Source organism: Streptomyces sp. NPDC023527 (assembly GCF_055560115.1).
Genome location: NZ_JBVHJJ010000007.1, coordinates 160819 through 182080 on the forward strand (window position 1 = coordinate 160819; position 21262 = coordinate 182080).

Sequence of the window (21262 nt, forward strand, 5' to 3'; positions counted from 1 at the left end):
CGACCGCCTCAGCCCGGTACCCCCGGATCGACCAGCCCCGGCAGCTTCCGGGCGGTCTCCTCGTCCGCCGGCATGCAGGCGAACAGCTTGACGCCCGGCGCGTCCAGCGCCGCCAGCTTCACGTAGTCGAAGGCGAGGAGACCGGCCCGGGCATGGCGGAACTCCCGCCGGTTGGACCGGAAATCGGCGACGTCGTGCGCCTCCCACCACCTACGGAACTCCGCGCTCTCTTCCCGCAGCTCGCCCGTGAGACGGTCCAGGCGGGGATCCCCCACGCGGTGCTCCGCGTCCGCCCGGAACTGCGCGAGGAGGTGCCGCGCCTGCCCGGCCCAGTCGACGGCGAGCGTACGCATCGCCGGATCCGTGAACATCAGCCGCAGCAGATTGCGCCGCTCCGGCGGCAGCAGCGCGGGATCGCCGATCAGCCCGGCCTCGGCGCGGTTCCACGCCACCAGGTCCCAGCCGGCGTCGAGCAGATACGCCGGGTGCGGATCGAGCGCGTCCACCAGCCGCTGGAGCGCCGGCCCGGGGCCCTCGGCCGGCGGACGTTCCGGCAGCGGCTCACCGGCCAGCGCGAACAAATGCCGCCGCTCGGCCGCGTCGAGCGACAACGCCCGCGCCAGGCTCTCCAGCACCTGCCGGCTCACCGTGATCACACGGGCCTGTTCCAGCCACGTGTACCACGTGACGCTGACACCGGAGAGCTGCGCGACCTCCTCCCGGCGCAGACCGGGCGTACGGCGGCGGGGCCCGGCCGGAATGCCCACGTCGGCGGGGGTGATCCGCTCGCGCCGTGACCGCAGGAACTCCGCGAGGGACCGCCGGCGCGCGGCGTCCGCGGGGGGCTTCGGGGGTGGTCCGGATACCAGCATAAGTGGCCACTGTATGCCCGGACCCGACCGCCCGAGGATCGAGGTCATGACGCACACCCCACGCCCGGCCCCCGCACCGCCGTCGGCGCCCCCGGCACCCGAGGAGGGCGGCCCGTCGCCGTGGCGGGCCCTGTCCGTGGCGCTCGTCGGGGCGTTCATGGCCGTGCTCGACACCTTCATCGTCCTCGTCGCGGCCCCCGCCATCCGGGCCGACCTGAACGCCTCCGCCGCCGACATCCAGCTCGTCCTGGCCGGCTACCAACTCACCTACGCCACCGGCCTGATCACCGGTGCCCGCCTCGGCGACCTGTTCGGCCGCAAGCGGATGTTCATGACCGGCATGGCGCTCTTCACCCTGACGTCCGTGGCCTGCGCGGTCGCCCCCGGTGCGAACGGCCTGATCGCCGCCCGGCTGCTCCAGGGGCTGAGCGCGGCCGTGATGTTCCCGCAGGTGCTCTCGATGATCCAGGTGCTGGTCCCGGACCGGCAGCGGCCGAAGGCGTTCGGCGCCCTGGGAGCGGTCATCGGGGTGTCCGGGACGGCCGGCCAGCTGCTGGGCGGCGTGCTCGTCGCCGCCCACCTCTTCGGCTCCTCCTGGCGACCCGTCTTCTGGGTCAACGTACCGATCGGACTGCTGACCCTCGCGCTGGCCGCCGTGCACCTCCCCGAGTCACGGGTGCCCGGGGCCCGGCGTCTCGACCTGCCCGGCGCGGCGGTGCTGACGGCCGCGCTGTTCCTGCTCGTCGTGCCGCTGATCGAGGGCCGCGAGCGCGGCTGGCCGCTGTGGACCTGGTTCAGCCTGGCCGGCAGCGCCGTCGCCTTCGCCGTCTTCGCCGCCGTGGAGCGCCGCGTCGACGCGCGGGGCGGCTCACCCCTCGTACGGCTGCGGCTGCTGAGGGAACGGCCGTTCGCCGTCGGCATGGCCCTGGTCCTCCTCACCTACGCGGGCATCAATTCCTACGTCCTCGTCCTCACGCTCACCTTGCAGGACGGCCTGGGGGCGAGCGCGCTGGGCGCCGCCTTCGTCTACGTCCCCTTCGCTGCCGCCTTCTTCGCCACCAACCTCCTGGCCCAACGCCTCGCCCGGTACGGCCGGCGCGTACTCCAGGCCGGAGCACTCGTCGGCGCCACGGGCTACGGGCTCACGATCGCCCTCGCCCTCGGCACCGGGAACGGGCTGAGCGCCTGGCAGTTGGCCCTGGCCCTGATCCTGATCGGCGCCGGCAACGGGCTGCTCGTACCCCCGCTGCTGCACGCCGTCCTCTCCCGGATCGCGCCCTCGGAGGTCGGCATGGCCTCCGGCGTCCTGTCCACCGGCCAGCAGGTCGGCGGCGCGGTCGGCGTCGCCCTGGTCGGCATCCTGTACTTCGGCCGCCTGGGCGGTGCGACGCACCACGACGTCGGCGCGTACGGGCACGCGCTGGCGGTCGCCACGGTGTTCCACCTCGCGCTGACGCTCGTCCTCGCGGTCCTGCCCGCGCTGCTGCCGGACGCCGGGCGGGCGGCACGCCCCGCGGCATGACAGTGCCCGGGGCGCCCGCGCGACGCGGGTGCCCCGGGCACCGTGCGGAACCGGCTCCGGACTCAGCTCTCGCCGTCCGGCCCCTCCTCCTCCGTGTCCTCCCCGGCGGCGGACGGGGGCGCGGCCCCGTCGTCCTTGGCCGGGGGCCGCGGCGGGCGGGTGCGGCCGCTCGTGGTGTCGCGGAGATACGAGCCGTCCCGGCCCTCGGTCAGGCCCGGTTCGGCCGCGAGGCCGCCCGGCTGGCCCGGGGCCGGCGGCTGGTCGCGGCGGCGCAGATAGCGCTCGAACTCGCGGGCGATCGCCTCGCCGGACGCCTCCGGCAGGTCGGCGGTGTCGCGCGCCTCCTCCAGCGACTGCACGTACTCCGCGACCTCGCTGTCCTCGGCCGCCAGTTGGTCCACGCCCAGCTGCCAGGCCCGCGCGTCCTCGGGGAGTTCACCCAGCGGGATGCGCACGTCGATCAGGTCCTCCAGGCGGTTGAGGAGCGCCAGGGTGGCCTTCGGGTTCGGCGGCTGGGAGACGTAGTGCGGGACGGCCGCCCACAGGCTCACCGCCGGCACGCCCGCGTGGCTGCACGCCTCCTGCAGGATGCCGACGATCCCGGTCGGGCCCTCGTAGCGGGACTCCTCCAGATCCATGGTGCGGGCCAGGTCCGGGTCGGAGGTCACACCGCTGACCGGCACCGGCCGGGTGTGCGGGGTGTCGCCGAGCAGCGAGCCCAGGATCACCACCATCTCCACGCCCAGCTCATGGGCGAAGCCCAGGATCTCGTTGCAGAACGAGCGCCAGCGCATGCTCGGCTCGATGCCTCGCACCAGGACCAGATCGCGCCCCGTGCCGCTGCCCTTGCCGTCGCCGCCGCCCGTGCGCACCACGGACAGCCGGGTGGTCGGCCAGGTGACCTTGCGGACCCCGCCGTCCAGCCAGACCGTGGGGCGGTTGACCTGGAAGTCGTAGTAGTCCTCGGCGTCCAGTGCGCCGAAGACCTCGCCCTTCCACTCCCGGTCCAGGTGCGCGACCGCGCTGGAGGCGGCGTCCCCGGCGTCGTTCCAGCCCTCGAAGGCACAGATCATGACCGGGTCGATCAGCTCGGGAACCCCCTCAAGCTCGATCACCCAGCGCCTCCTTCCGACCGGTGCGGACAGGTCCGTGGCACCGGTTGCCGTTCTGTGCAGTGTTGTTCCTGGCAGCGTTCTTTCTGCCGTGCGACCCCAAGACTACGACTTCCGCGCCCCCCCTTCGCAGCCCCTGTACGAGCACTCCTCACCCTCTCCTCACGTTCGGGCGCCCCAGCCCCGCCGGTAGGCGCGCCAGTCGTCCTCGGTGGCGGCGAAGTCGACGTACAGCGCCAGGCCGAAGCGCTGCCGGCCGCGGTCCTCGCGGCCCAGGCCCAGCCGGGCGCCGCGGACGGCGGCCGCCGCCGTCTCCGCGTGACCGTGGTGGCCGAGATCGTCGGTGTGGTAGAAGGGCAGGCCCATCAGCAGGTCGGTGCCGGTGGAGGTGGCCTGGAGGGCGAGGGCCGTCTGGCGGGCCACATAGCCGCCGTAGAGGCTCTCCACGGGCAGCGCGGTGTCGTAGGACATGACCGCGATCTGGTCCACGCGGCGGGCGACCTGGCCGAAGTACTTCTGCGTCCACCACTTGGGGCTGCCCAGCACGTGCGCCGCCCGGTGCATCGAGGGCAGCGGGTCGATCTGCTGCGCGGCGACGGAGAACACCCCGCCGCCGGCCCGCACCGCCGGGCGCAGGGCGTCCAGCAGCGCGAGGAAGGAGGCGTCGCCGGTGCGTACGGGCTCGACGTCGAGGTGGACGCCCTCGAACCCGGCCCGCAGCACCTGGCGGGCGCTCTCCACCACCGCCGTGCGCGCGGACACCGAATCCAGCCGCAGTCCGCCGTCGCCCTCGCCGCGGCGGACGACCTTGTCGCCCAGCCAGGCGTGGACGCGTACGCCCGGCAGCTCGCGGTGCACGGACTCGACCAGCCACTTCGCGCGCGGGTAGGCCGAGGCGGGCAGCGTGCCGTCGTGCTCCAGCGGCCCGGCGTGCACGTACAGGTCGCGCATGCCCGTGTCGGCGATCTTCCGCTTGAGGCCGGCCAGTTCCGCGGGGCCCTTGCGGCCGTCGACCCAGGCGTGGCCCAGCCAGATGGCGTCCCGGCCCCGGGTGACGGCGTCGTCGGCGGGCGCCCCGGCGTAGGCGGCCCGCAGCGCGCTGCCGGCCAGGGCGGGCGGCAGCAGCAGGATCACGGCCAGGGCGATCGCGATGCGGATCACCACTCGTCGGCGCGGCCGCCAGCCGCGTACTTTGGACAGGATTTTGCGCGGATCCGGCCGTTCCATATAGAGAATCGCTCCTTCTTTTCCTGAAGTGACGCGATCGCGGTCCGGCCGGTTGCCGGGAACACACCGACGCGGACACACCGAGGGGAGAGACGCGCGGAGCGTCTCTCCCCTCGGGGCGCACGGGCGGTGCCGGGTGTCAGCCCTTGTCGTTCAGCATGCCCTTGACCCGGGCGCGCACGTCCTCGGTGTCCAGACCGCGGATCGTGAGCGTCGTACGGCGGCGCAGCACGTCGTCGACCGTCTCGGCCCACTCGTGGTCACGGGCGTAGACGACCTGGGCCCAGATCTCCGGGCCGTCGGGGTGGATGCGCTCGCCGAGCTCCGGGTTCTCGTTGACCAGGCGCGCGATGTCGAAGGACAGCGAGCCGTAGTGCGAGGCCAGGTGACGGGCGGTCAGCGGGTCCATGCGGCTGCCGGGCTCGCGGTCCACCAGCAGGCGGTGCGCGACGGCGTTGGGGTTGGCGACGCCGGGCAGCGGGGTGCGGCGGACCAGGCTGGAGATGGGCTCCATGTCCTCGGTCAGCGGGCTGCCGGGCAGCTTGGCGAGCTTGCTCATGACCGTACGGCCGATGTGGCGGTAGGTCGTCCACTTGCCGCCGGCGACGGAGAGCATGCCGCCCTTGCCCTCGCTGACGACCGTCTCGCGCTTGGCCTGGGCCACGTCGCCCGGACCGCCGGGCAGCACCCGCAGGCCGGCGAAGGCGTACGTCATCAGGTCGCGGTCGAGGTCGGCGTCTTGGATGGAGAACGCGGCCTCGTCCAGGATCTGCTGGATGTCGGCCTCGGTGGCGCGCACGTCCGCCGGGTCGCCCTCGTACTGGGTGTCGGTGGTGCCCAGCAGGAGCTGGTCCTCCCACGGCAGGGCGAAGGTGATGCGGTACTTGTCGATCGGGGTGGCCATGGCGGCCTTCCACGGCGACTTGCGCTTCATCACGATGTGCGCGCCCTTGGAGAGGCGGATCGACGGGTCCGCGCCCTTGTCCTCCATCTTGCGGAGGTGGTCCACCCACGGGCCGGTGGCGTTGAGCACGACGCGCGCGTCGACACCGAACTCGGTGCCGTCGGTGCGGTCCTTGAGCTCCGCGCCCGTCACCTTGCCGTGCGTGAAGCGCAGGCCGGTGACCTCGGCGTGGTTGAGGACGACCGCACCGGACTCGACGGCCGCGCGGACCGTCATGACGGCCACGCGCGAGTCGTTCATCTGGTGGTCGTAGTAGACCGCGACGGCCTTGAGGTTGTCCGTGCGCAGACCCGGGTTGTCGGCCTTGGCCTTGGCCGGGGAGATGACCTTGCCGACGCCGTCGCCGAAGGCGGACAGCGCGGAGTAGGCGAACACACCGGCGCCGAGCTTGGCCGCGCCCACCGGGCCGCCCTTGTAGACCGGCAGGTAGAAGGTGAGGGGGTTGACCAGGTGCGGAGCCACGTCCTTGGCCAGCACCCGGCGCTCGTGGTGGTTCTCCGCCACCAGCTTGACCGCGCCGGTCTGCAGGTAGCGCAGACCGCCGTGGACGAGCTTGGAGGAGGCGGAGGAGGTGGCGCCGGCGAAGTCGCCGGCGTCCACCATCGCGACCCGCAGACCGGACTGCGCGGCGTGCCAGGCCACCGAGGTGCCCAGGATGCCGCCACCGATCACCAGGAGGTCGTATGTCGCGTTCGACAGTCGGTCCCGGGTCTCGGCGCGGCTCGGGTTGGAACCGGCAGCCGGGTGCGTTCCCAGCGTCGGAACGCTCTGCGGGGTTGTCATGATTACTCCTCGTCCTCGATCCAGCCCATGGTCCGCTCGACGGCCTTGAGCCAGCTCTTGTACTCGCGGTCACGCGTGTCCGCGTCCATGCGGGGGGTCCACTCGGCGGCCCTGCGCCAGTTGGCGCGCAGCGCGTCGGTGTCCGGCCAGAAGCCGACGGCCAGGCCGGCGGCGTAGGCGGCGCCGAGGCAGGTGGTCTCGGCGACCATCGGGCGCACCACAGGGGCGTCCAGGAAGTCCGAGAGCGTCTGCATCAGCAAGTTGTTGGAGGTCATGCCGCCGTCGACCTTGAGCGCGGTCAGCTCGACACCGGAGTCCTTCGTCATGGCGTCGGTGATCTCGCGGGTCTGCCAGGCGGTGGCCTCGAGCACGGCGCGGGCGATGTGCGCCTTGGTGACGTAGCGGGTCAGACCCGCGATGACACCGCGCGCGTCGGAGCGCCAGTAGGGGGCGAACAGGCCGGAGAAGGCCGGTACGAAGTACGCGCCGCCGTTGTCCTCGACGGAGCTGGCGAGCGTCTCGATCTCGGCCGCGCTCTTGATCAGGCCCATCTGGTCGCGCATCCACTGCACGAGGGAGCCGGTGACGGCGATGGAGCCCTCGAGGGCGTAGACCGGGGCCTGGTCGCCGATGCGGTAGCCGACCGTGGTCAGCAGGCCGTTGTAGGAGTTGACGGGCTCGCTGCCGGTGTTCATCAGCATGAACGTGCCGGTGCCGTACGTCGACTTGGCCTCGCCCTCGGAGAAGCAGGTCTGGCCGAACAGGGCCGCCTGCTGGTCGCCGAGCGCGGAGGCGACCGGGACGCCGTCCAGGGCGCCGCCCTTGGCGGTGCCGTAGACCTCGGCGGAGGAACGGATCTCCGGCAGCACGGCGACCGGGATGCCCATGGAGTCCGCGATGCGCTCGTCCCAGGCGAGGTTGCGCAGGTTCATCAGCATGGTGCGGGAGGCGTTGGTGACGTCGGTGACGTGCACGCCGCCCTCGGTGCCACCGGTGAGGTTCCAGATGACCCAGGAGTCCATGGTGCCGAAGAGGATGTCGCCGCGCTCGGCGCGCTCGCGCAGGCCCTCGACGTTGTCGAGCAGCCAGCGGACCTTCGGGCCGGAGAAGTAGCTCGCCAGCGGCAGGCCGGTCTCGCGGCGGAAGCGGTCCTGGCCGACGTTGCGGCCGAGCTCCTTGCAGAGACCGTCGGTGCGGGTGTCCTGCCAGACGATGGCGTTGTGGACGGGCTCGCCGGTGTTCTTGTCCCACAGCAGCGTGGTCTCACGCTGGTTGGTGATGCCGATCGCCTTGACGTCGGCGGACGTGATGCCCGCCTTCTCGACGGCGCCGGCCACGACCTGCTGGACGTTGTTCCAGATCTCGACGGCGTCGTGCTCGACCCAGCCCGGCTTCGGGAAGATCTGCTCGTGCTCCTTCTGGTCGACGGAGACGATGCGCCCGTCGCGGTCGAAGACGATGCAGCGCGAAGAGGTGGTGCCCTGGTCGATCGCCGCGATGAACGGGCCCTGGCCGTGGGTGCCGGTGGTGGTCATGTGTGGTGTGCTCCTGGAATTCTGAAGGTCTCGGCGGATGCTCAGAACGCGATCTTGTGGATGCCCGCGGCGAGCGCGGCACCGACGAGCGGGCCGACCACCGGGATCCAGGCGTAGCTCCAGTCGGAGCCGCCCTTGTTCGGCAGCGGCAGCAGCGCGTGCACGATTCGCGGACCGAGGTCGCGGGCGGGGTTGATCGCGTAACCGGTCGGACCACCGAGCGAGAGGCCGATGCCGACGACCACGAACGCGGTCATCAGGACACCGGTGCCGCTGACGGCCAGGCCCTTGGTGAGCCCCTGCGTGAGGATCGCGAGCACGAGCACCGTGGTGGCGATGATCTCAGTGGCGAGGTTCTGCACGACGTTGCGGATCTCGGGGCCGGTGGAGAAGATCCCCAGCACGGGCCCGGCGGTGGGGGAGGCGGACTTGTCCACCATGCCCTCGTGGCCGCTGGTGGCGGCGACGATCTCCGGGTCGGTCATGTGTGCCTTGAACTGCCCGTAGTACGTGACCCACACCAGCGTCGCGCCGATTATCGCGCCGAGCATCTGGGAGCCGATGTAGAGCGGTACGTCGCTCCACGGAGTGCCACCGTCGATGGCCAGGCCGAGGGTGACGGCCGGGTTGAGGTGCGCACCGGACGGGTTGGCGATGTACGCGCCCGTCAGTACGGCGAAACCCCACCCGAATGTGATGGCGAGCCATCCCGCGTTGAGCGCCTTGGAGCGCTTCAGGGTGACGGCGGCGCACACGCCACCGCCCAGCAGGATGAGCACGGCGGTACCGATGGTCTCGCCGATGAAGATGTCGGAGCTGGACACCCGCGACTCCTTTGTCCTTCGTCCAGGGGAAGGCGAACCCCGGGTCCCTCCGGTGGTCCGCGCCCTCCGAGAGGGCTGTGATCGGCCCGCGGCGTACCCCACCATAGCGAATATTGTCGTTAGGTGTTCGACAATGCCGACCGATGAACGGCAGTTTTCTCCACGGTCAAAGGTGCGTCAAGGGTTCTGTGACCGAAAAGTCCCGGCCAAGAGGCTGGAAGTAGGCGATCGATACCCGGCAGTAACCTAACCGCGACCTACGGGCCCGACCGGACGGAATCCGGCGTGATCGTCCGTGTTCAGAAGCGGCCGGCACCCAGGTCGCGGGAGACGGCGCGCGCACAGTCCCGTACGGCCGCGACCAGCTGCGCCCGCAGCTCGCCGTTCTCGCACACCCGCTCCACGGCGCCGGTGATGCCCACCGCGCCCACCGGCATCCGCCGCCGGTCGTGGATGGGGGCGGCGACCGACGCCACACCCGCCCAGGTCTCCTCGACGTCCGCCGCCCAGCCGCGGGCCCGGGTCAGGTCCAGGATCCCCTCGAAGTCGGCCAGGCCGGTCACGGTGTGCGGGGTGAACGCCTCGCGGTCGGCCTCGGCCACCTCGCTGTGCGCCACCGGGTCGTACGCGGAGATCACCTTGCCCAGCGCCGTGCTGTGCAGCGGCTGCATCGCGCCGACCTCCAGCACCTGGCGGCTGTCGTCCGGCCGGAAGACGTGGTGGATGATCAGCACGCCCTGCTGGTGGAGCACGCCCAGATAGACGCTCTCGCCGCTCGACCGGGCGAGGTCGTCGGCCCACACCAGAGCGCGGGCCCGCAGCTCGTGCACGTCCAGGTAGCTGTTGCCCAGCCGCAGCAGCTCGGCACCGAGCTGATAGCGCCCGGACGCCGGGTCCTGCTCGACGAAGCCCTCCTGCTGCAGGGTCCGCAGAATGCCGTGTGCGGTGCCCTTCGCCAGCCCCAGCGCGGAGGCCACGTCGGACAGCCCCAGTCGCCGCTCGCCCCCCGCGAGCAGCCGTAGCATCGCCGCCGCCCGTTCGAGCGACTGGATGGTCCGTGCCATCGCGCAACCTCCTCCACATGCCGTTCGGCAATGCTGAACACTATCGGCCGATGTCGACCGAGAGATAGCTGACCGCCGACCCTTCCATGATCGCTCAGAAGTGGCCATGCCCAGGTCACGCGCGTATGGCGTACGTATCAAGCGGTGGGACACCCGTTGCTCCGTCGGCGTCGCCAGCTACGCTGACGGCGTGCGCCCTCTGCCGGAGGGCGCAAAGCCGACAGCCGTCGCAACCCCGGGAGCACTTCCATGGCCTCGTTCACGCCATCGACCGCACACACCGCCCGAGCCTCCGAACTGCGGGAGGCCCTCGCCTCCCGGGTCGTGGTGGCCGACGGGGCGATGGGCACGATGCTCCAGGCGCAGGACCCCAGCATGGCGGACTTCCAGCAGCTGGAGGGCTGCAACGAGATCCTCAACGTGACCCGCCCCGACATCGTGGCCGCGGTGCACAGGGAGTACTTCGCGGTCGGTGTGGACTGCGTGGAGACCAACACCTTCGGCGCCAACCTCGCCGCGCTGGGTGAGTACGACATTCCCGAGCGGATCTTCGAGCTGTCGGAGTCGGGTGCGCGCATCGCCCGCGAGGTCGCGGACGAGTTCGCCGCGGGCGACGGCCGCACCCGCTGGGTGCTGGGTTCGGTGGGTCCGGGCACGAAGCTGCCGACGCTGGGCCACGCCCCGTACACCAAGCTGCGCGACGCCTACCAGCAGAACGTCGAGGGCCTGATCGCCGGCGGCGCGGACGCGGTCCTGGTGGAGACCACCCAGGACCTGCTCCAGACGAAGGCGTCGGTCATCGGCGCCCGCCGGGCCCTTCAGGCGGCCGGCGCGGACCTGCCGCTGCTGGTCCAGGTGACCGTGGAGACCACCGGCACCATGCTCCTCGGCTCGGAGATCGGCGCCGCGCTGACCGCGCTGGAACCGCTGGGCATCGACATGATCGGTCTGAACTGCGCCACGGGCCCGGCGGAGATGAGCGAGCACCTGCGCTATCTCTCCCGGCACGCCCGCACGCGCGTGTCGGCGATGCCGAACGCCGGTCTGCCGGTCCTGGGCAAGGACGGCGCCCACTATCCGCTCTCGCCGCAGGAGCTGGCGGACGCGCACGAGACGTTCGTGCGGGAGTACGGGCTGTCTCTGATCGGCGGCTGCTGCGGTACGACCCCGGAGCATCTGCGGCAGGTCGTCGAGCGGGTGCGGGACATGCGCCCCGGCGAGCGGAACCCGCGCCCCGAGCCCGGCGCGGCCTCGCTTTACCAGACCGTGCCCTTCCGCCAGGACACCGCCTACATGGCGATCGGCGAGCGGACCAACGCCAACGGCTCGAAGAAGTTCCGCGAGGCCATGCTCGCGGGCCGCTGGGACGACTGCGTGGAGATGGCCCGCGACCAGATCCGCGAGGGCGCGCACATGCTCGACCTGTGCGTGGACTACGTCGGCCGCGACGGCGTGGCCGACATGGAGGAACTGGCGGGCCGCTTCGCCACCGCGTCGACGCTGCCGATCGTGCTCGACTCCACCGAGGTGGACGTCATCCGCGCCGGCCTGGAGAAGCTCGGCGGCCGCGCGGTCATCAACTCCGTGAACTACGAGGACGGCGACGGGCCCGAGTCGCGGTTCGCGAAGGTCACGGCGCTGGCCGCCGAGCACGGCGCGGCGCTGATCGCGCTGACCATCGACGAGGAGGGCCAGGCCCGTACGGTCGAGAGCAAGGTGGCCATCGCCGAGCGGCTGATCGACGACCTCACCGGCAACTGGGGGGTGCAGGAGTCCGACATCCTCATCGACTGCCTCACCTTCACCATCTGCACCGGCCAGGAGGAGTCCCGCAAGGACGGCATCGCCACGATCGAGGCGATCCGCGAGCTCAAGCGCCGCCACCCGGACGTCCAGACCACGCTGGGCCTGTCGAACATCTCCTTCGGCCTCAACCCGGCCGCCCGAGTGGTCCTGAACTCCGTCTTCCTCGACGAATGCGTCAAGGCCGGCCTGGACTCGGCCATCGTCCACGCCTCGAAGATCCTCCCCATCGCCCGCCTGGAGGAGGAGCAGGTCAAGGTCGCCCTCGACCTCATCCACGACCGGCGCGCCGAGGGCTACGACCCCCTGCAGAAGCTCATGGAGCTCTTCGAGGGCGTCAACATGAAGTCGATGAAGGCGGGCAAGGCCGAGGAGCTCCTGGCCCTGCCGCTGGACGAGCGGCTCCAGCGCCGCATCATCGACGGCGAGAAGAACGGCCTGGAGACCGACCTCGACGAGGCGCTCCGGGACCGCCCCGCGCTCGACATCGTCAACGACACGCTGCTGGAGGGCATGAAGGTCGTCGGCGAGCTGTTCGGCTCCGGCCAGATGCAGCTGCCGTTCGTCCTCCAGTCGGCCGAGGTGATGAAGACCGCCGTCGCCTACCTCGAACCCCACATGGAGAAGTCGGACTCCGAGGGCAAGGGCACCATCGTGCTGGCCACGGTCCGCGGCGACGTCCACGACATCGGCAAGAACCTCGTCGACATCATCCTCTCCAACAACGGCTACAACGTCGTCAACCTCGGCATCAAGCAGCCGGTCTCCGCGATCCTCGAAGCGGCCGAGGAGCACCGCGCCGACGTCATCGGCATGTCGGGCCTCCTGGTGAAATCCACCGTGATCATGAAGGAGAACCTGGAGGAGCTCAACCAGCGCAAGCTGGCCGCCGACTACCCGGTGATCCTGGGCGGCGCCGCCCTCACCCGCGCCTACGTCGAGCAGGACCTGCACGAGATCTACGAGGGCGAGGTCCGCTACGCCCGCGACGCGTTCGAGGGCCTGCGCCTGATGGACGCCCTCATCGCCGTCAAGCGCGGCGTCCCCGGGGCGGCGCTGCCGGAGCTGAAGCAGCGGCGCGTGCCGAAGCGGGCGACGCCTGTGCCGGAGGCCGAGGAGCCGGAGGGTTCCGTCCGTTCCGATGTCTCCGTCGACAACCCCGTCCCGACGCCGCCGTTCTGGGGCACGCGGGTGGTCAAGGGCATCCCGCTGAAGGACTACGCCTCCTGGCTGGACGAGGGCGCGCTCTTCAAGGGCCAGTGGGGCCTGAAGCAGGCCCGCGCGGGCGGCCCGACGTACGAGGAACTGGTCGAGACCGAGGGCCGCCCCCGCCTGCGCGGCTGGCTGGAGAAACTCCACACGGAGAACCTCCTCGAAGCAGCCGTCGTCTACGGCTACTTCCCCTGCGTCTCCAAGGGCGACGACCTGATCCTCCTCCACGAGGACGGCACCGAGCGCACCCGCTTCACGTTCCCGCGCCAGCGGCGCGGGCGCCGGCTGTGCCTGGCGGACTTCTTCCGCCCGGAGGAGTCCGGCGAGACGGACGTGGTCGGCCTCCAGGTCGTCACGGTCGGCTCCCGGATCGGCGAGGCCACGGCGGAGCTCTTCGCGGCGGACGCGTACCGCGACTACCTCGAACTCCACGGCCTGTCCGTCCAGTTGGCGGAGGCCATGGCCGAGTACTGGCACGCCCGCGTACGGTCCGAGCTCGGCTTCGGCGGCGAGGACCCGGCGGACGTCGAAGACATGTTCGCGCTGAAGTACCGCGGCGCCCGCTTCTCCCTGGGCTACGGAGCGTGCCCCGACCTGGAGGACCGCGGCAAGATCGCCGCCCTCCTGGAGCCGGAGCGGATCGGCGTCCACCTGTCGGAGGAGTTCCAGCTCCACCCGGAGCAGTCGACGGACGCGATCGTCATCCACCACCCGGAGGCGAAGTACTTCAACGCGCGGTAGCGCCGGGCGCTCGCCTTGGCGGTCCGGCTCAGCGGCCGGGCCGCAGGGCGACCCGGAAGTCCTCGCCGCCGTACAGCGACTCGTAACGGACCTCCAGGGTGAGCCGCCGCTCGACCAGCTCCTTGAACCCGGCGTGCGCACGCGGGTCGTAGGCGTCGACGCTCAGCAGGTACTGCGCGTAGGCGGTCGGGACGACCTCCCGCTCGCCGAACGTCACGGCGTCGGGGTGCACGGGCAGCGCGTCGCGCAGGGTGTCGACGTCGTGCCGGTGCCACGCGCCGATGACGTGGCCGTCGAGCTTCACCACGGTATGGACGACGACGGCCGGCCCGAGCCCGGAATTCGTCAGCCGTATCCCCGCCCTCCCGCCGGGCGGCCAGCCCTGATGCAACTGCAGGATGGGCCGCACGGCATGCCGGTTGTGCTGCCGCGTGGCCCGCACCTCGAAGACGGAGACGGCAAGGGAGGCGACGGCGATCACGACGGCGCATATGGCGGTGACGGTCTCGGTGTTCATGGCCCCCGCTACGAGCCGGCCTGGTCTATCGGGATCTCGTAGGCGATCTCCCAACGGGCGTCCGGCACGACGATATCGGCCGTCTCGACGGGCCGTCCCTCGACGTCGAAGTACGTCCGCTCGATCTCGGTGATGAGGTCGCCGAGGCTGATGCCCAGCAGATTCGCCTGCGCCTGCGTGGCCCGTGCCGGGCGCGGGACTTCCACGGCGGTTTCGATGACGACCCCGATGGACCGCATCCGTTCGACGACCCCCGTCCCGGCGAGCGGCCCGAGCTCCGGCAGGACCACGGGCGTATCACCGGTGATGGCCATGGGCTCCCAGCTCTCGGAGAGCTGCACGGGACGGCCGTCCGCCAGGAATTCGTAGACGGTCCGGACGCAGGGGTCGCCGGGCTCGATCGCGAGGCGCTGGGCGATGCGACCCGGTGCCGCGACGCGCGCCTCGGAGTGCGAATCCCACGTGCCGCGCCGCCCCTGCTCCCGCATGTCGGAGCGGAAGGGCGAGTCACCGCGCGGCTCGCGGTGCCGGGAGCGCACCATGCGCAGCCGCTCGCGCGGTTGCCGCACGTAGGTGCCGGACCCGGCGCGGCCCTCCAACAGGCCCTCGATGATGAGGCGCTCCTGCGCCTTCTGGAGAACGTTGGGGCCCACGTCGTAACCGGCGGCCAATTGGGCACGCGAGGGCAGACGCTCACCGACACCCCACTCACCTGCGGCGATCCGACGGCGTAGGTCTTCGGCCACGCGCATGTACGGCGGCTTCTGTGCGGCCATGCGGCTCTCTCCGTGCTGTACCGACGAGGCGTCTCCTGCTGGGGAATTGACAACCTAATGCATCAGGTGGATTCTAATGCATTAGAAATACGTTACGTGATCACCTGCTCACTCGGGGACATCTGTGCGTACTGCAAGGGTCCAGGCCATGGTGCTCGCCGCCCACTTCGAGGCGGCGACACGGCGTGAGCCGCGTACCGACGAGAACTCCGAGCGCGTCCGCGTCGAGGTCGACCTCCCGCCGGAACTGAGCGACAAGGCCCGCCGCACCGTCCTCGCCGCGCTCGCGGGTGCGGACCGGTACGGACACGACTGCACCCAACAGGGCGCGATCGTCTGGGCGGAACTGGACCAGAGGAGAGACAAGTGACCGCTCGCCCCGACGCGAAGCACTGGCTGGCGCAAGCCGCCGCCGATCCCCCTGCCGTCACCCGCCTCTGGGCCGTGGGCCATCCCGCGCCCCTCATGGTCGGGCGCCAGTGGGACCTCGTACGCCTCGACTTCGCTGTGGCCACCGCCGCCATCACGCAGCTCAAGACACGCGGCGACCACATCGGCCCGTACGTCATGGGCGGCGTCGAGCGCGCGATGTGGTGGCTGCTTCCGCTCGGGAGCGGCAAGGGCTTCAGGGACGTGCCCGGCGTGACCCCGTACCGCCGGGGCGCGGAGCTGTTCACCCCGCCGCCGGGCAGGTACGCCGGGGAGCGGGTGTGGGTCCTGCCGGACGGGGACGACGGCCGGGCGCACATCCTCACCTCGGCCGACGAGCTCCGCGCCGCACTCGAAGTCGCCCATCGCCGCCTGGCCGGAAGGGCCACCCCGTGCCCGTGACGCGGGAGCCCCGGCCGTACACGACACCCGAATGCCGGCTCGGCCGGCACTCGGCCTGCCCCGGGGGCACCGGCATTCGTCGCATCGGCGCGCGCCCGGGCCGTCACCTCGTCGAGCGGCTGCGTTGCGCCTGTCCGTGTGGCCACAGGCCGTAGCCGTCGGCCCGGATATCGAAGAGACGTCCCGCGCCCGCCGCCGTAGAATTGTCGGTCCGGTGAAGGCCGGTCCGGCGGACCCGTAAGGGTTTGCCCGGGCCGGCCTTCGTGTCCCCCAGGAGGTGTGCACGGATGACCAGCAGCATTCCCGCGGTCGCGTCCCGTCCGACCGCAGGTTCGGCCCTGCAGGCGGTTCTGCTCGACATGGACGGCACCCTCGTCGACACCGAAGGGTTCTGGTGGGAGGTGGAGGTGGCCGTCTTCGCCGAGCTGGGGCATCAGTTGCTGGAGGAGTACCGCCAGGTGGTCGTCGGCGGGCCCATGTCCCGCAGCGCCTCGTTCCTCATCCAGGAGACCGGCGCGAAGATCGCGCTGACCGAGCTCACCGTCCTGCTCAACACCCGCTTCTCCGAGATGATCGGCGGCGGGGTGCCGCTGATGCCCGGCGCCCGCAGACTCCTCGCCGAGCTGGCCGCGCACTCCGTGCCGACCGCACTGGTGTCCGCCTCGCACCGGACGATCATCGACAAGGTGCTCAGCACGCTGGGACCCGAGAACTTCGCGCTGACCGTCGCGGGCGACGAGATGGAGCGTACGAAGCCGCACCCGGACCCGTATCTGCTGGCGGCGGCCCGGCTCGGGGTGGAGCCGGGGCGGTGCGCGGTGGTGGAGGACACCCTGACCGGCGTACGGGCCGCGGAGGCGGCCGGCTGCCGGGTCGTGGCGGTGCCGTCCGTCGCGCCGATCCCGGCCGCGGCCGGGCGCACGGTCGTCGGCTCGCTGGAAGAAGTCGATCTCCGATTTCTCCGCGGGCTGATGAAGGGCTGATGAAGGGCTGATCCTGGGGTCCATGACCCGAATGCACCGACGCGTGCACCGAGCGTGGCCGCCGGAAATGTTCATGGAACTCTCGGCGTCGGGGCGATTGTTTTCCGTGACGAAAGTCCCGGCTGAATTCCGGCGGTCTTCGAAGGACCCCGCGAACGACCCGTGAGTGAGTTTCGTCACCGGGTCAAGGGGTGGCGGGTGGGGAATCGATCACGCCATGGCATTTTTATGCCGTGGAAGCGCACCCTTGTGTCCTGATTGATGATCTCGTGCGTGAATCGTTCCCGCGTCCGGATATCGGTGAATCGGCACCGTTATCGCCGCGTGATATTGCGTCAACTTCACCGTGTTCCGGGGGGAGTGGCCCCGCGCACTAATCTTTTCGCGAGAACTTCATGGCTGCCCGGTGGGCCGACGCGTCAGACGTCGGTATGGTCCCGGGAACCGATCGCATCACAGGGAGTACCCCACACAATGAATCGCAAGACGTTGGCGCTGCCGACCCTGGCAGCCCTCCTCGCCCCCGTGCTCGTCGCTTGTGGCGGGAGTGACGGAGCGGGGAAGGGCAGCGGCGCCATCGTCATCGGCACCACCGACCGGTTCGAGGAGACGACCGACGCGCCCGCGCCGTTCGACCCGGCCGCCGCGTACGACATCGGCGCGTGGAACGTCCTGCACAGCACGTTCCAGACGCTGCTGCGGCTGCCCCGCTCCGGTACGGCGCCGGTTGCCGACGCGGCCTCCAAGTGTGCCTTCGGGGACCGCAAGAACGAGCAGTTCCGCTGCACCCTGCGCAGTGGCCTGAAGTTCTCCAACGGGCACGCGCTCACCGCGGAGGACGTGAAGTTCTCCATCGACCGGGCCCGGACCATCAACTTCGAGAACGGCCCGGTGTCGCTGCTCAGCAACATCGACTCGGTGGAGACCCCGAACGACCTCGAGGTCGTCTTCCACCTCAAGTCGCCGGACGCGACCTTCCCGCAGAAGATCGCCACCCCGGCCGCGGCCATCGTCGACAGCGAGACGTACGCCAAGAACAAGCTCGACAACGGCTTCAAGGTCGTCGGCTCCGGCCCGTACACCCTGGACACCCAGGAGAAGGACGGCCGCGTCGTCAAGGCCGTCTTCTCCCGGAACAAGCAGTACCAGGGCGCGGTCGAGGTGCGGAACGACAAGGTCGAGATGCGCTTCTTCGACGACGCGAAGTCGATGGAGGGCGCGCTGAAGTCCGGCGACATCGACATCATGAACCGCACCCTGACTCCCGAGCAGCTCGGCCGGATGCGCGCCGCCTCGGACAAGGGCGTCCGCCTGCTGGAGGCCCCCGGGCAGGAGATCAGCTTCCTGGCCTTCAACACCGACGACCCGACGGTGAAGAACAAGGCCGTGCGCCAGGCGATGGCGCAGCTGGTCGACCGCCAGGCGCTGGCCCGTGACACCTACGAGCGCACCAGCGACCCGCTGTACTCCCTCGTGCCCAGCGGCATCACCGGCCACCAGAACTCCTTCTCCAACAAGTACGGGGAGCCCAGCGCCGACAAGGCGCGCGCCCTGCTGAAGGGCGCGAACATCACCACGCCGGTGTCGCTGACCCTCACGTACACCGACGACCACTACGGCGAGACCACCGCCAAGGCGTTCCAGGCGCTCCAGAAGCAGCTCAACGCCAGCGGGCTGTTCAACGCCAAGATCAAGGGCGTGAAGTGGTCGGACTTCCGGCCCGAGGCCGCGAAGGGCAAGTACGCCGTCTACGGCATGGGCTGGTTCCCCGACTTCCCGGACCCGGACAACTTCGTCGCCCCGTTCTTCGGCAAGGACAACTTCCTCCGCTCCCCGTACCAGAACGCCAAGATCAGCTCTCAGCTGATCCCCGACTCCCGCGAGGCGGCGCAGCGCGATACCGCCGCCAAGTACTTCCAGCAGGCCCAGGACATCGTCGCCGAGGAGGTGCCGGTGCTGCCGCTGTGGCAGGGCAAGCAGTACGTGGCGGCCCGGGACAATGTCACCGGCGCCGAGTGGGCTCTCAACTCCGCCTCCGAGATACAGCCGTGGGAACTGGGCCGCGGCGTGTGAGGCATCAGCTCGTCAGACCGGTTCTGCCGAAGATCTCATCGGACGATCAAGGAAACTGTGAGGAACGTGCACGTGAGGAAACGTGACCAGTGGCTTGCCGCCCCGCTCGGTGCGGGGCTCGCCGCCGCCCTGCTCACCGGGTGCGGTTCGGAAGACGGCAAGGCCGGCGGCACCGGTGAGTCGGTGGTCATGGGGATGTCCGACGACGTCCTGGCCACCGACCCGGCATCGGGTTACGACCCGGGCTCCTGGCTGCTGTTCAACAATGTCTTCCAGTCGCTGATGAGCTTCCCCAAGGGGAGCACCACTCCTCAGGCGGAGGCCGCGAAGACCTGCAAGTTCGAGAACGAGAGCAGCACGACGTACAAGTGCGAGCTCCGGGACGGGCTGAAGTTCAGCAACGGCCACGACCTCACCTCCGAGGACGTCGCCTACTCGTTCCGCCGGACGATCAAGATCCATGACAAGAAGGGTCCGGCCGACTCGCTGCTGTCGACCATCAAGGACATCCAGACCCCGGACAAGTCCACGGTCGTCTTCCACCTCAACCGGTCCGACGCCACCTTCCCGCAGAAGATCGCCTCCGGTGCCGGTTCCATCGTGGACAGCGAGGAGTACCCGGCGGACCGGCTGCGCACCGACGGCAAGGCCATCGGCTCCGGCGTCTACAAGCTGGACTCCTTCGACAAGAAGAAGGCCAGCTTCTCGGTCAACACCTCCTACCAGGGGTCGGCCGGCACCGTGAACAACCGCGGCGTCACGATGAAGTTCTTCCACGGCAACCAGTCGGAGCTGAAGACCGCCGTCCAGGACGGCAGCGTCGACCTCGCCTACCGTGGTCTGGCCATGAAGGACATCGCCGACCTGGACGCCGCCTCCGGCAAGTACCACCTCAAGGTCGTCGAGGGCACCAGTGCCGAGGTCCAGCACCTGGTCTTCAACACCAAGGACCCGGTGGTCGGCAAGGTCGGCGTCCGCAAGGCCATCGCCTACCTGGTGGACCGCGGCACGCTCGTACGCGATGTCTACAAGCGCACCGCCGAGCCGCTGTACTCCATCGTTCCCAGCGGCATCACGGGCCACAAGACCCCGTTCTTCGACACCTACGGCGACCAGCCGCAGCGCGACAAGGCCGCCGCCGCCCTCAACTCCGCGGACATCAAGGGCAAGGTCAAGCTGACCCTGTGGGCCACCCCGATCCGCTACGGACCGGGCACCGTGCCGGCGTTCCAGGAGATCGCCCGCCAGCTCAACAAGAGCGGGCTCTTCGAGGCGGACGTCAAGAGCGTCCCGCTGGAGGAGTACGAGAAGGGCATGGAGGCCGGCAAGTACGGCGTCTACGTCAAGGGCTGGGTTCCCGACTACCCGGACCCCGACAACTTCACGGCCCCGTTCTTCGGTGAGGGCAACGTCCTCTTCAACAACTACGACTCCAAGGACATCACCGAGCGCATCCTGGCCACCGCCGCCGAGGGCAACCGCCCGGCGACGATCCCCAACTTCGCCAAGGTGCAGAGCACCGTCGCCCAGGACCTGCCGATCCTGCCGCTGTGGCAGGGCAAGCAGTACGCCGTGGCCAACGAGCGCATCTCCGGCCTCCAGTGGACCCTCGACGCCTCGACCGTCTTCCGATTCTGGGAGATCAGCAAGGCCGCCAAGGGCTAGCCGCCGAGGCACCACCGCCGAACGCCGTGTGGCCCCGACCCTTCACCAAGGGTCGGGGCCACACGGCCTTCTCGGCGTCGGCTCACTGCGCGCCGGGGCGCACCAGACCGCTCTCATAGGCATAGACCGCGGCCTGCACCCGGTCCCGCAGGCCCAGCTTCGTCAGCACGTGCCCGACATGCGTCTTGACCGTCGTCTCGCTGACGAACAGGTCGGCCGCGATCTCCGCGTTCGACAGCCCGCGCGCGACCAGCTTCAGCACCTCGACCTCACGGTCGGTCAGGGTGTGCAGCGTGTCCGGCAGCGGCTCCTCGCCCGACGGCAGGTGACCGGCGTACTTGTCGAGCAGCCGCCGGGTGATGCTCGGCGCCAGCATCGCCTCGCCGCCCGCCACCACCCGGATCGCCTGCACCAGCTCATGGGCCGGCGCGTCCTTCAGCAGGAAGCCGCTGGCCCCCGCCCGCAGCGCCTCCACCACGTACTCGTCGAGGTCGAAGGTGGTGAGCACCAGCACCTTCGCCGGGCCGTTCCGCTCCGGCCCGGTGATCTGCCGGGTCGCCTCCACCCCGTCCATCCGCGGCATCCGGATGTCCATCAGCACCACGTCGGGCTGGAGCGCCCGCACCTGGTCGAGCGCCTGGAGACCGTCCCCGGCCTCACCCACGACCGCGAGGTCCTGTTCCGCCTCGAGGATCATCCGGAAGCCGGTACGCAGCAGCGGCTGGTCATCGACCAGTAGGACGCGGATCGCCACGGGA

The 21262-nt window shown here is 70.4% G+C and carries 17 protein-coding genes; 7 read left to right on the top strand and 10 right to left on the bottom strand.

Features of this window, described 5'->3' with window-relative positions:
* Nucleotides 1-8 precede the first annotated feature (8 nt).
* Complete coding sequence (locus tag ACZ303_RS16050; RefSeq protein WP_467339310.1) at nucleotides 9-872, bottom strand: helix-turn-helix transcriptional regulator; 864 nt, start codon at nucleotides 870-872, stop codon at nucleotides 9-11.
* A 46-nt stretch (nucleotides 873-918) separates the two neighbouring features.
* On the opposite strand from ACZ303_RS16050, the gene ACZ303_RS16055 reads away from it, so the two are divergent.
* Nucleotides 919-2394: an MFS transporter gene (locus tag ACZ303_RS16055; RefSeq protein WP_467339312.1), complete on the top strand. Its 1476-nt coding sequence runs from the start codon at nucleotides 919-921 to the stop codon at nucleotides 2392-2394.
* Between the two features lie 62 nt (nucleotides 2395-2456).
* On the opposite strand, the gene ACZ303_RS16060 is transcribed toward ACZ303_RS16055, so the two are convergent.
* The 6 genes from ACZ303_RS16060 to ACZ303_RS16085 all read right to left on the bottom strand — a co-directional run bounded on the left by ACZ303_RS16060 (nucleotide 2457) and on the right by ACZ303_RS16085 (nucleotide 9903).
* The gene (locus ACZ303_RS16060) at nucleotides 2457-3509 is read right to left on the bottom strand and encodes a PAC2 family protein (RefSeq protein ID WP_467339313.1); all 1053 of its coding nucleotides are present in this window, start codon (nucleotides 3507-3509) and stop codon (nucleotides 2457-2459) included.
* Between the two features lie 159 nt (nucleotides 3510-3668).
* Nucleotides 3669-4733 (bottom strand): glycoside hydrolase family 18 protein, encoded by a 1065-nt coding sequence (locus ACZ303_RS16065; RefSeq protein ID WP_467339314.1) that lies wholly within the window; start codon nucleotides 4731-4733, stop codon nucleotides 3669-3671.
* 139 nt (nucleotides 4734-4872) lie between these two features.
* Nucleotides 4873-6480, bottom strand: a complete 1608-nt coding sequence (locus ACZ303_RS16070) for a glycerol-3-phosphate dehydrogenase/oxidase (RefSeq protein WP_467339315.1) — start codon at nucleotides 6478-6480, stop codon at nucleotides 4873-4875.
* A 2-nt stretch (nucleotides 6481-6482) separates the two neighbouring features.
* Entirely contained in the window at nucleotides 6483-8015 is a 1533-nt protein-coding gene (gene glpK / locus ACZ303_RS16075) for a glycerol kinase GlpK (RefSeq protein ID WP_467339316.1), read from the bottom strand.
* A gap of 41 nt (nucleotides 8016-8056) precedes the next feature.
* On the bottom strand, nucleotides 8057-8839 hold the full coding sequence (locus ACZ303_RS16080) for an MIP/aquaporin family protein (protein WP_467339317.1): 783 nt from the start codon (nucleotides 8837-8839) through the stop codon (nucleotides 8057-8059).
* A 299-nt stretch (nucleotides 8840-9138) separates the two neighbouring features.
* Nucleotides 9139-9903: an IclR family transcriptional regulator gene (locus tag ACZ303_RS16085; protein WP_467339318.1), complete on the bottom strand. Its 765-nt coding sequence runs from the start codon at nucleotides 9901-9903 to the stop codon at nucleotides 9139-9141.
* Between the two features lie 249 nt (nucleotides 9904-10152).
* Here ACZ303_RS16085 and metH point away from each other — a divergent pair, with 249 nt between their 5' ends.
* Nucleotides 10153-13659: a methionine synthase gene (gene metH / locus ACZ303_RS16090; protein WP_467339319.1), complete on the top strand. Its 3507-nt coding sequence runs from the start codon at nucleotides 10153-10155 to the stop codon at nucleotides 13657-13659.
* Nucleotides 13660-13687: 28 nt separating this feature from the next.
* Here metH and ACZ303_RS16095 read toward each other — a convergent pair whose 3' ends face one another.
* Entirely contained in the window at nucleotides 13688-14176 is a 489-nt protein-coding gene (locus tag ACZ303_RS16095) for a hypothetical protein (protein WP_467339320.1), read from the bottom strand.
* 8 nt (nucleotides 14177-14184) lie between these two features.
* Complete coding sequence (locus tag ACZ303_RS16100; protein WP_467339321.1) at nucleotides 14185-14952, bottom strand: GntR family transcriptional regulator; 768 nt, start codon at nucleotides 14950-14952, stop codon at nucleotides 14185-14187.
* A gap of 124 nt (nucleotides 14953-15076) precedes the next feature.
* On the opposite strand from ACZ303_RS16100, the gene ACZ303_RS16105 reads away from it, so the two are divergent.
* The 5 genes from ACZ303_RS16105 to ACZ303_RS16125 all read left to right on the top strand — a co-directional run bounded on the left by ACZ303_RS16105 (nucleotide 15077) and on the right by ACZ303_RS16125 (nucleotide 20504).
* Nucleotides 15077-15322 (top strand): hypothetical protein, encoded by a 246-nt coding sequence (locus tag ACZ303_RS16105; protein ID WP_467339322.1) that lies wholly within the window; start codon nucleotides 15077-15079, stop codon nucleotides 15320-15322.
* Nucleotides 15319-15783 carry a hypothetical protein gene (locus ACZ303_RS16110; RefSeq protein ID WP_467339323.1) on the top strand — a complete coding sequence of 155 codons (465 nt, stop codon included), beginning with the start codon at nucleotides 15319-15321 and terminating at the stop codon, nucleotides 15781-15783. Before ACZ303_RS16105 ends, ACZ303_RS16110 begins: the two co-directional genes overlap by 4 nt.
* Before the next feature lie 287 nt (nucleotides 15784-16070).
* On the top strand, nucleotides 16071-16766 hold the full coding sequence (locus ACZ303_RS16115) for an HAD family hydrolase (protein ID WP_467339324.1): 696 nt from the start codon (nucleotides 16071-16073) through the stop codon (nucleotides 16764-16766).
* 474 nt (nucleotides 16767-17240) lie between these two features.
* A complete protein-coding gene (locus tag ACZ303_RS16120; RefSeq protein ID WP_467339325.1) occupies nucleotides 17241-18839 on the top strand; it encodes an ABC transporter substrate-binding protein in 1599 nt (532 codons plus the stop codon).
* A 72-nt stretch (nucleotides 18840-18911) separates the two neighbouring features.
* Nucleotides 18912-20504 (top strand): ABC transporter substrate-binding protein, encoded by a 1593-nt coding sequence (locus ACZ303_RS16125; protein WP_467339326.1) that lies wholly within the window; start codon nucleotides 18912-18914, stop codon nucleotides 20502-20504.
* Between the two features lie 82 nt (nucleotides 20505-20586).
* Here ACZ303_RS16125 and ACZ303_RS16130 read toward each other — a convergent pair whose 3' ends face one another.
* Nucleotides 20587-21258, bottom strand: coding sequence for a response regulator (locus ACZ303_RS16130; RefSeq protein WP_087928839.1), 672 nt, complete (start codon nucleotides 21256-21258; stop codon nucleotides 20587-20589).
* Nucleotides 21259-21262: the final 4 nt, after the last annotated feature.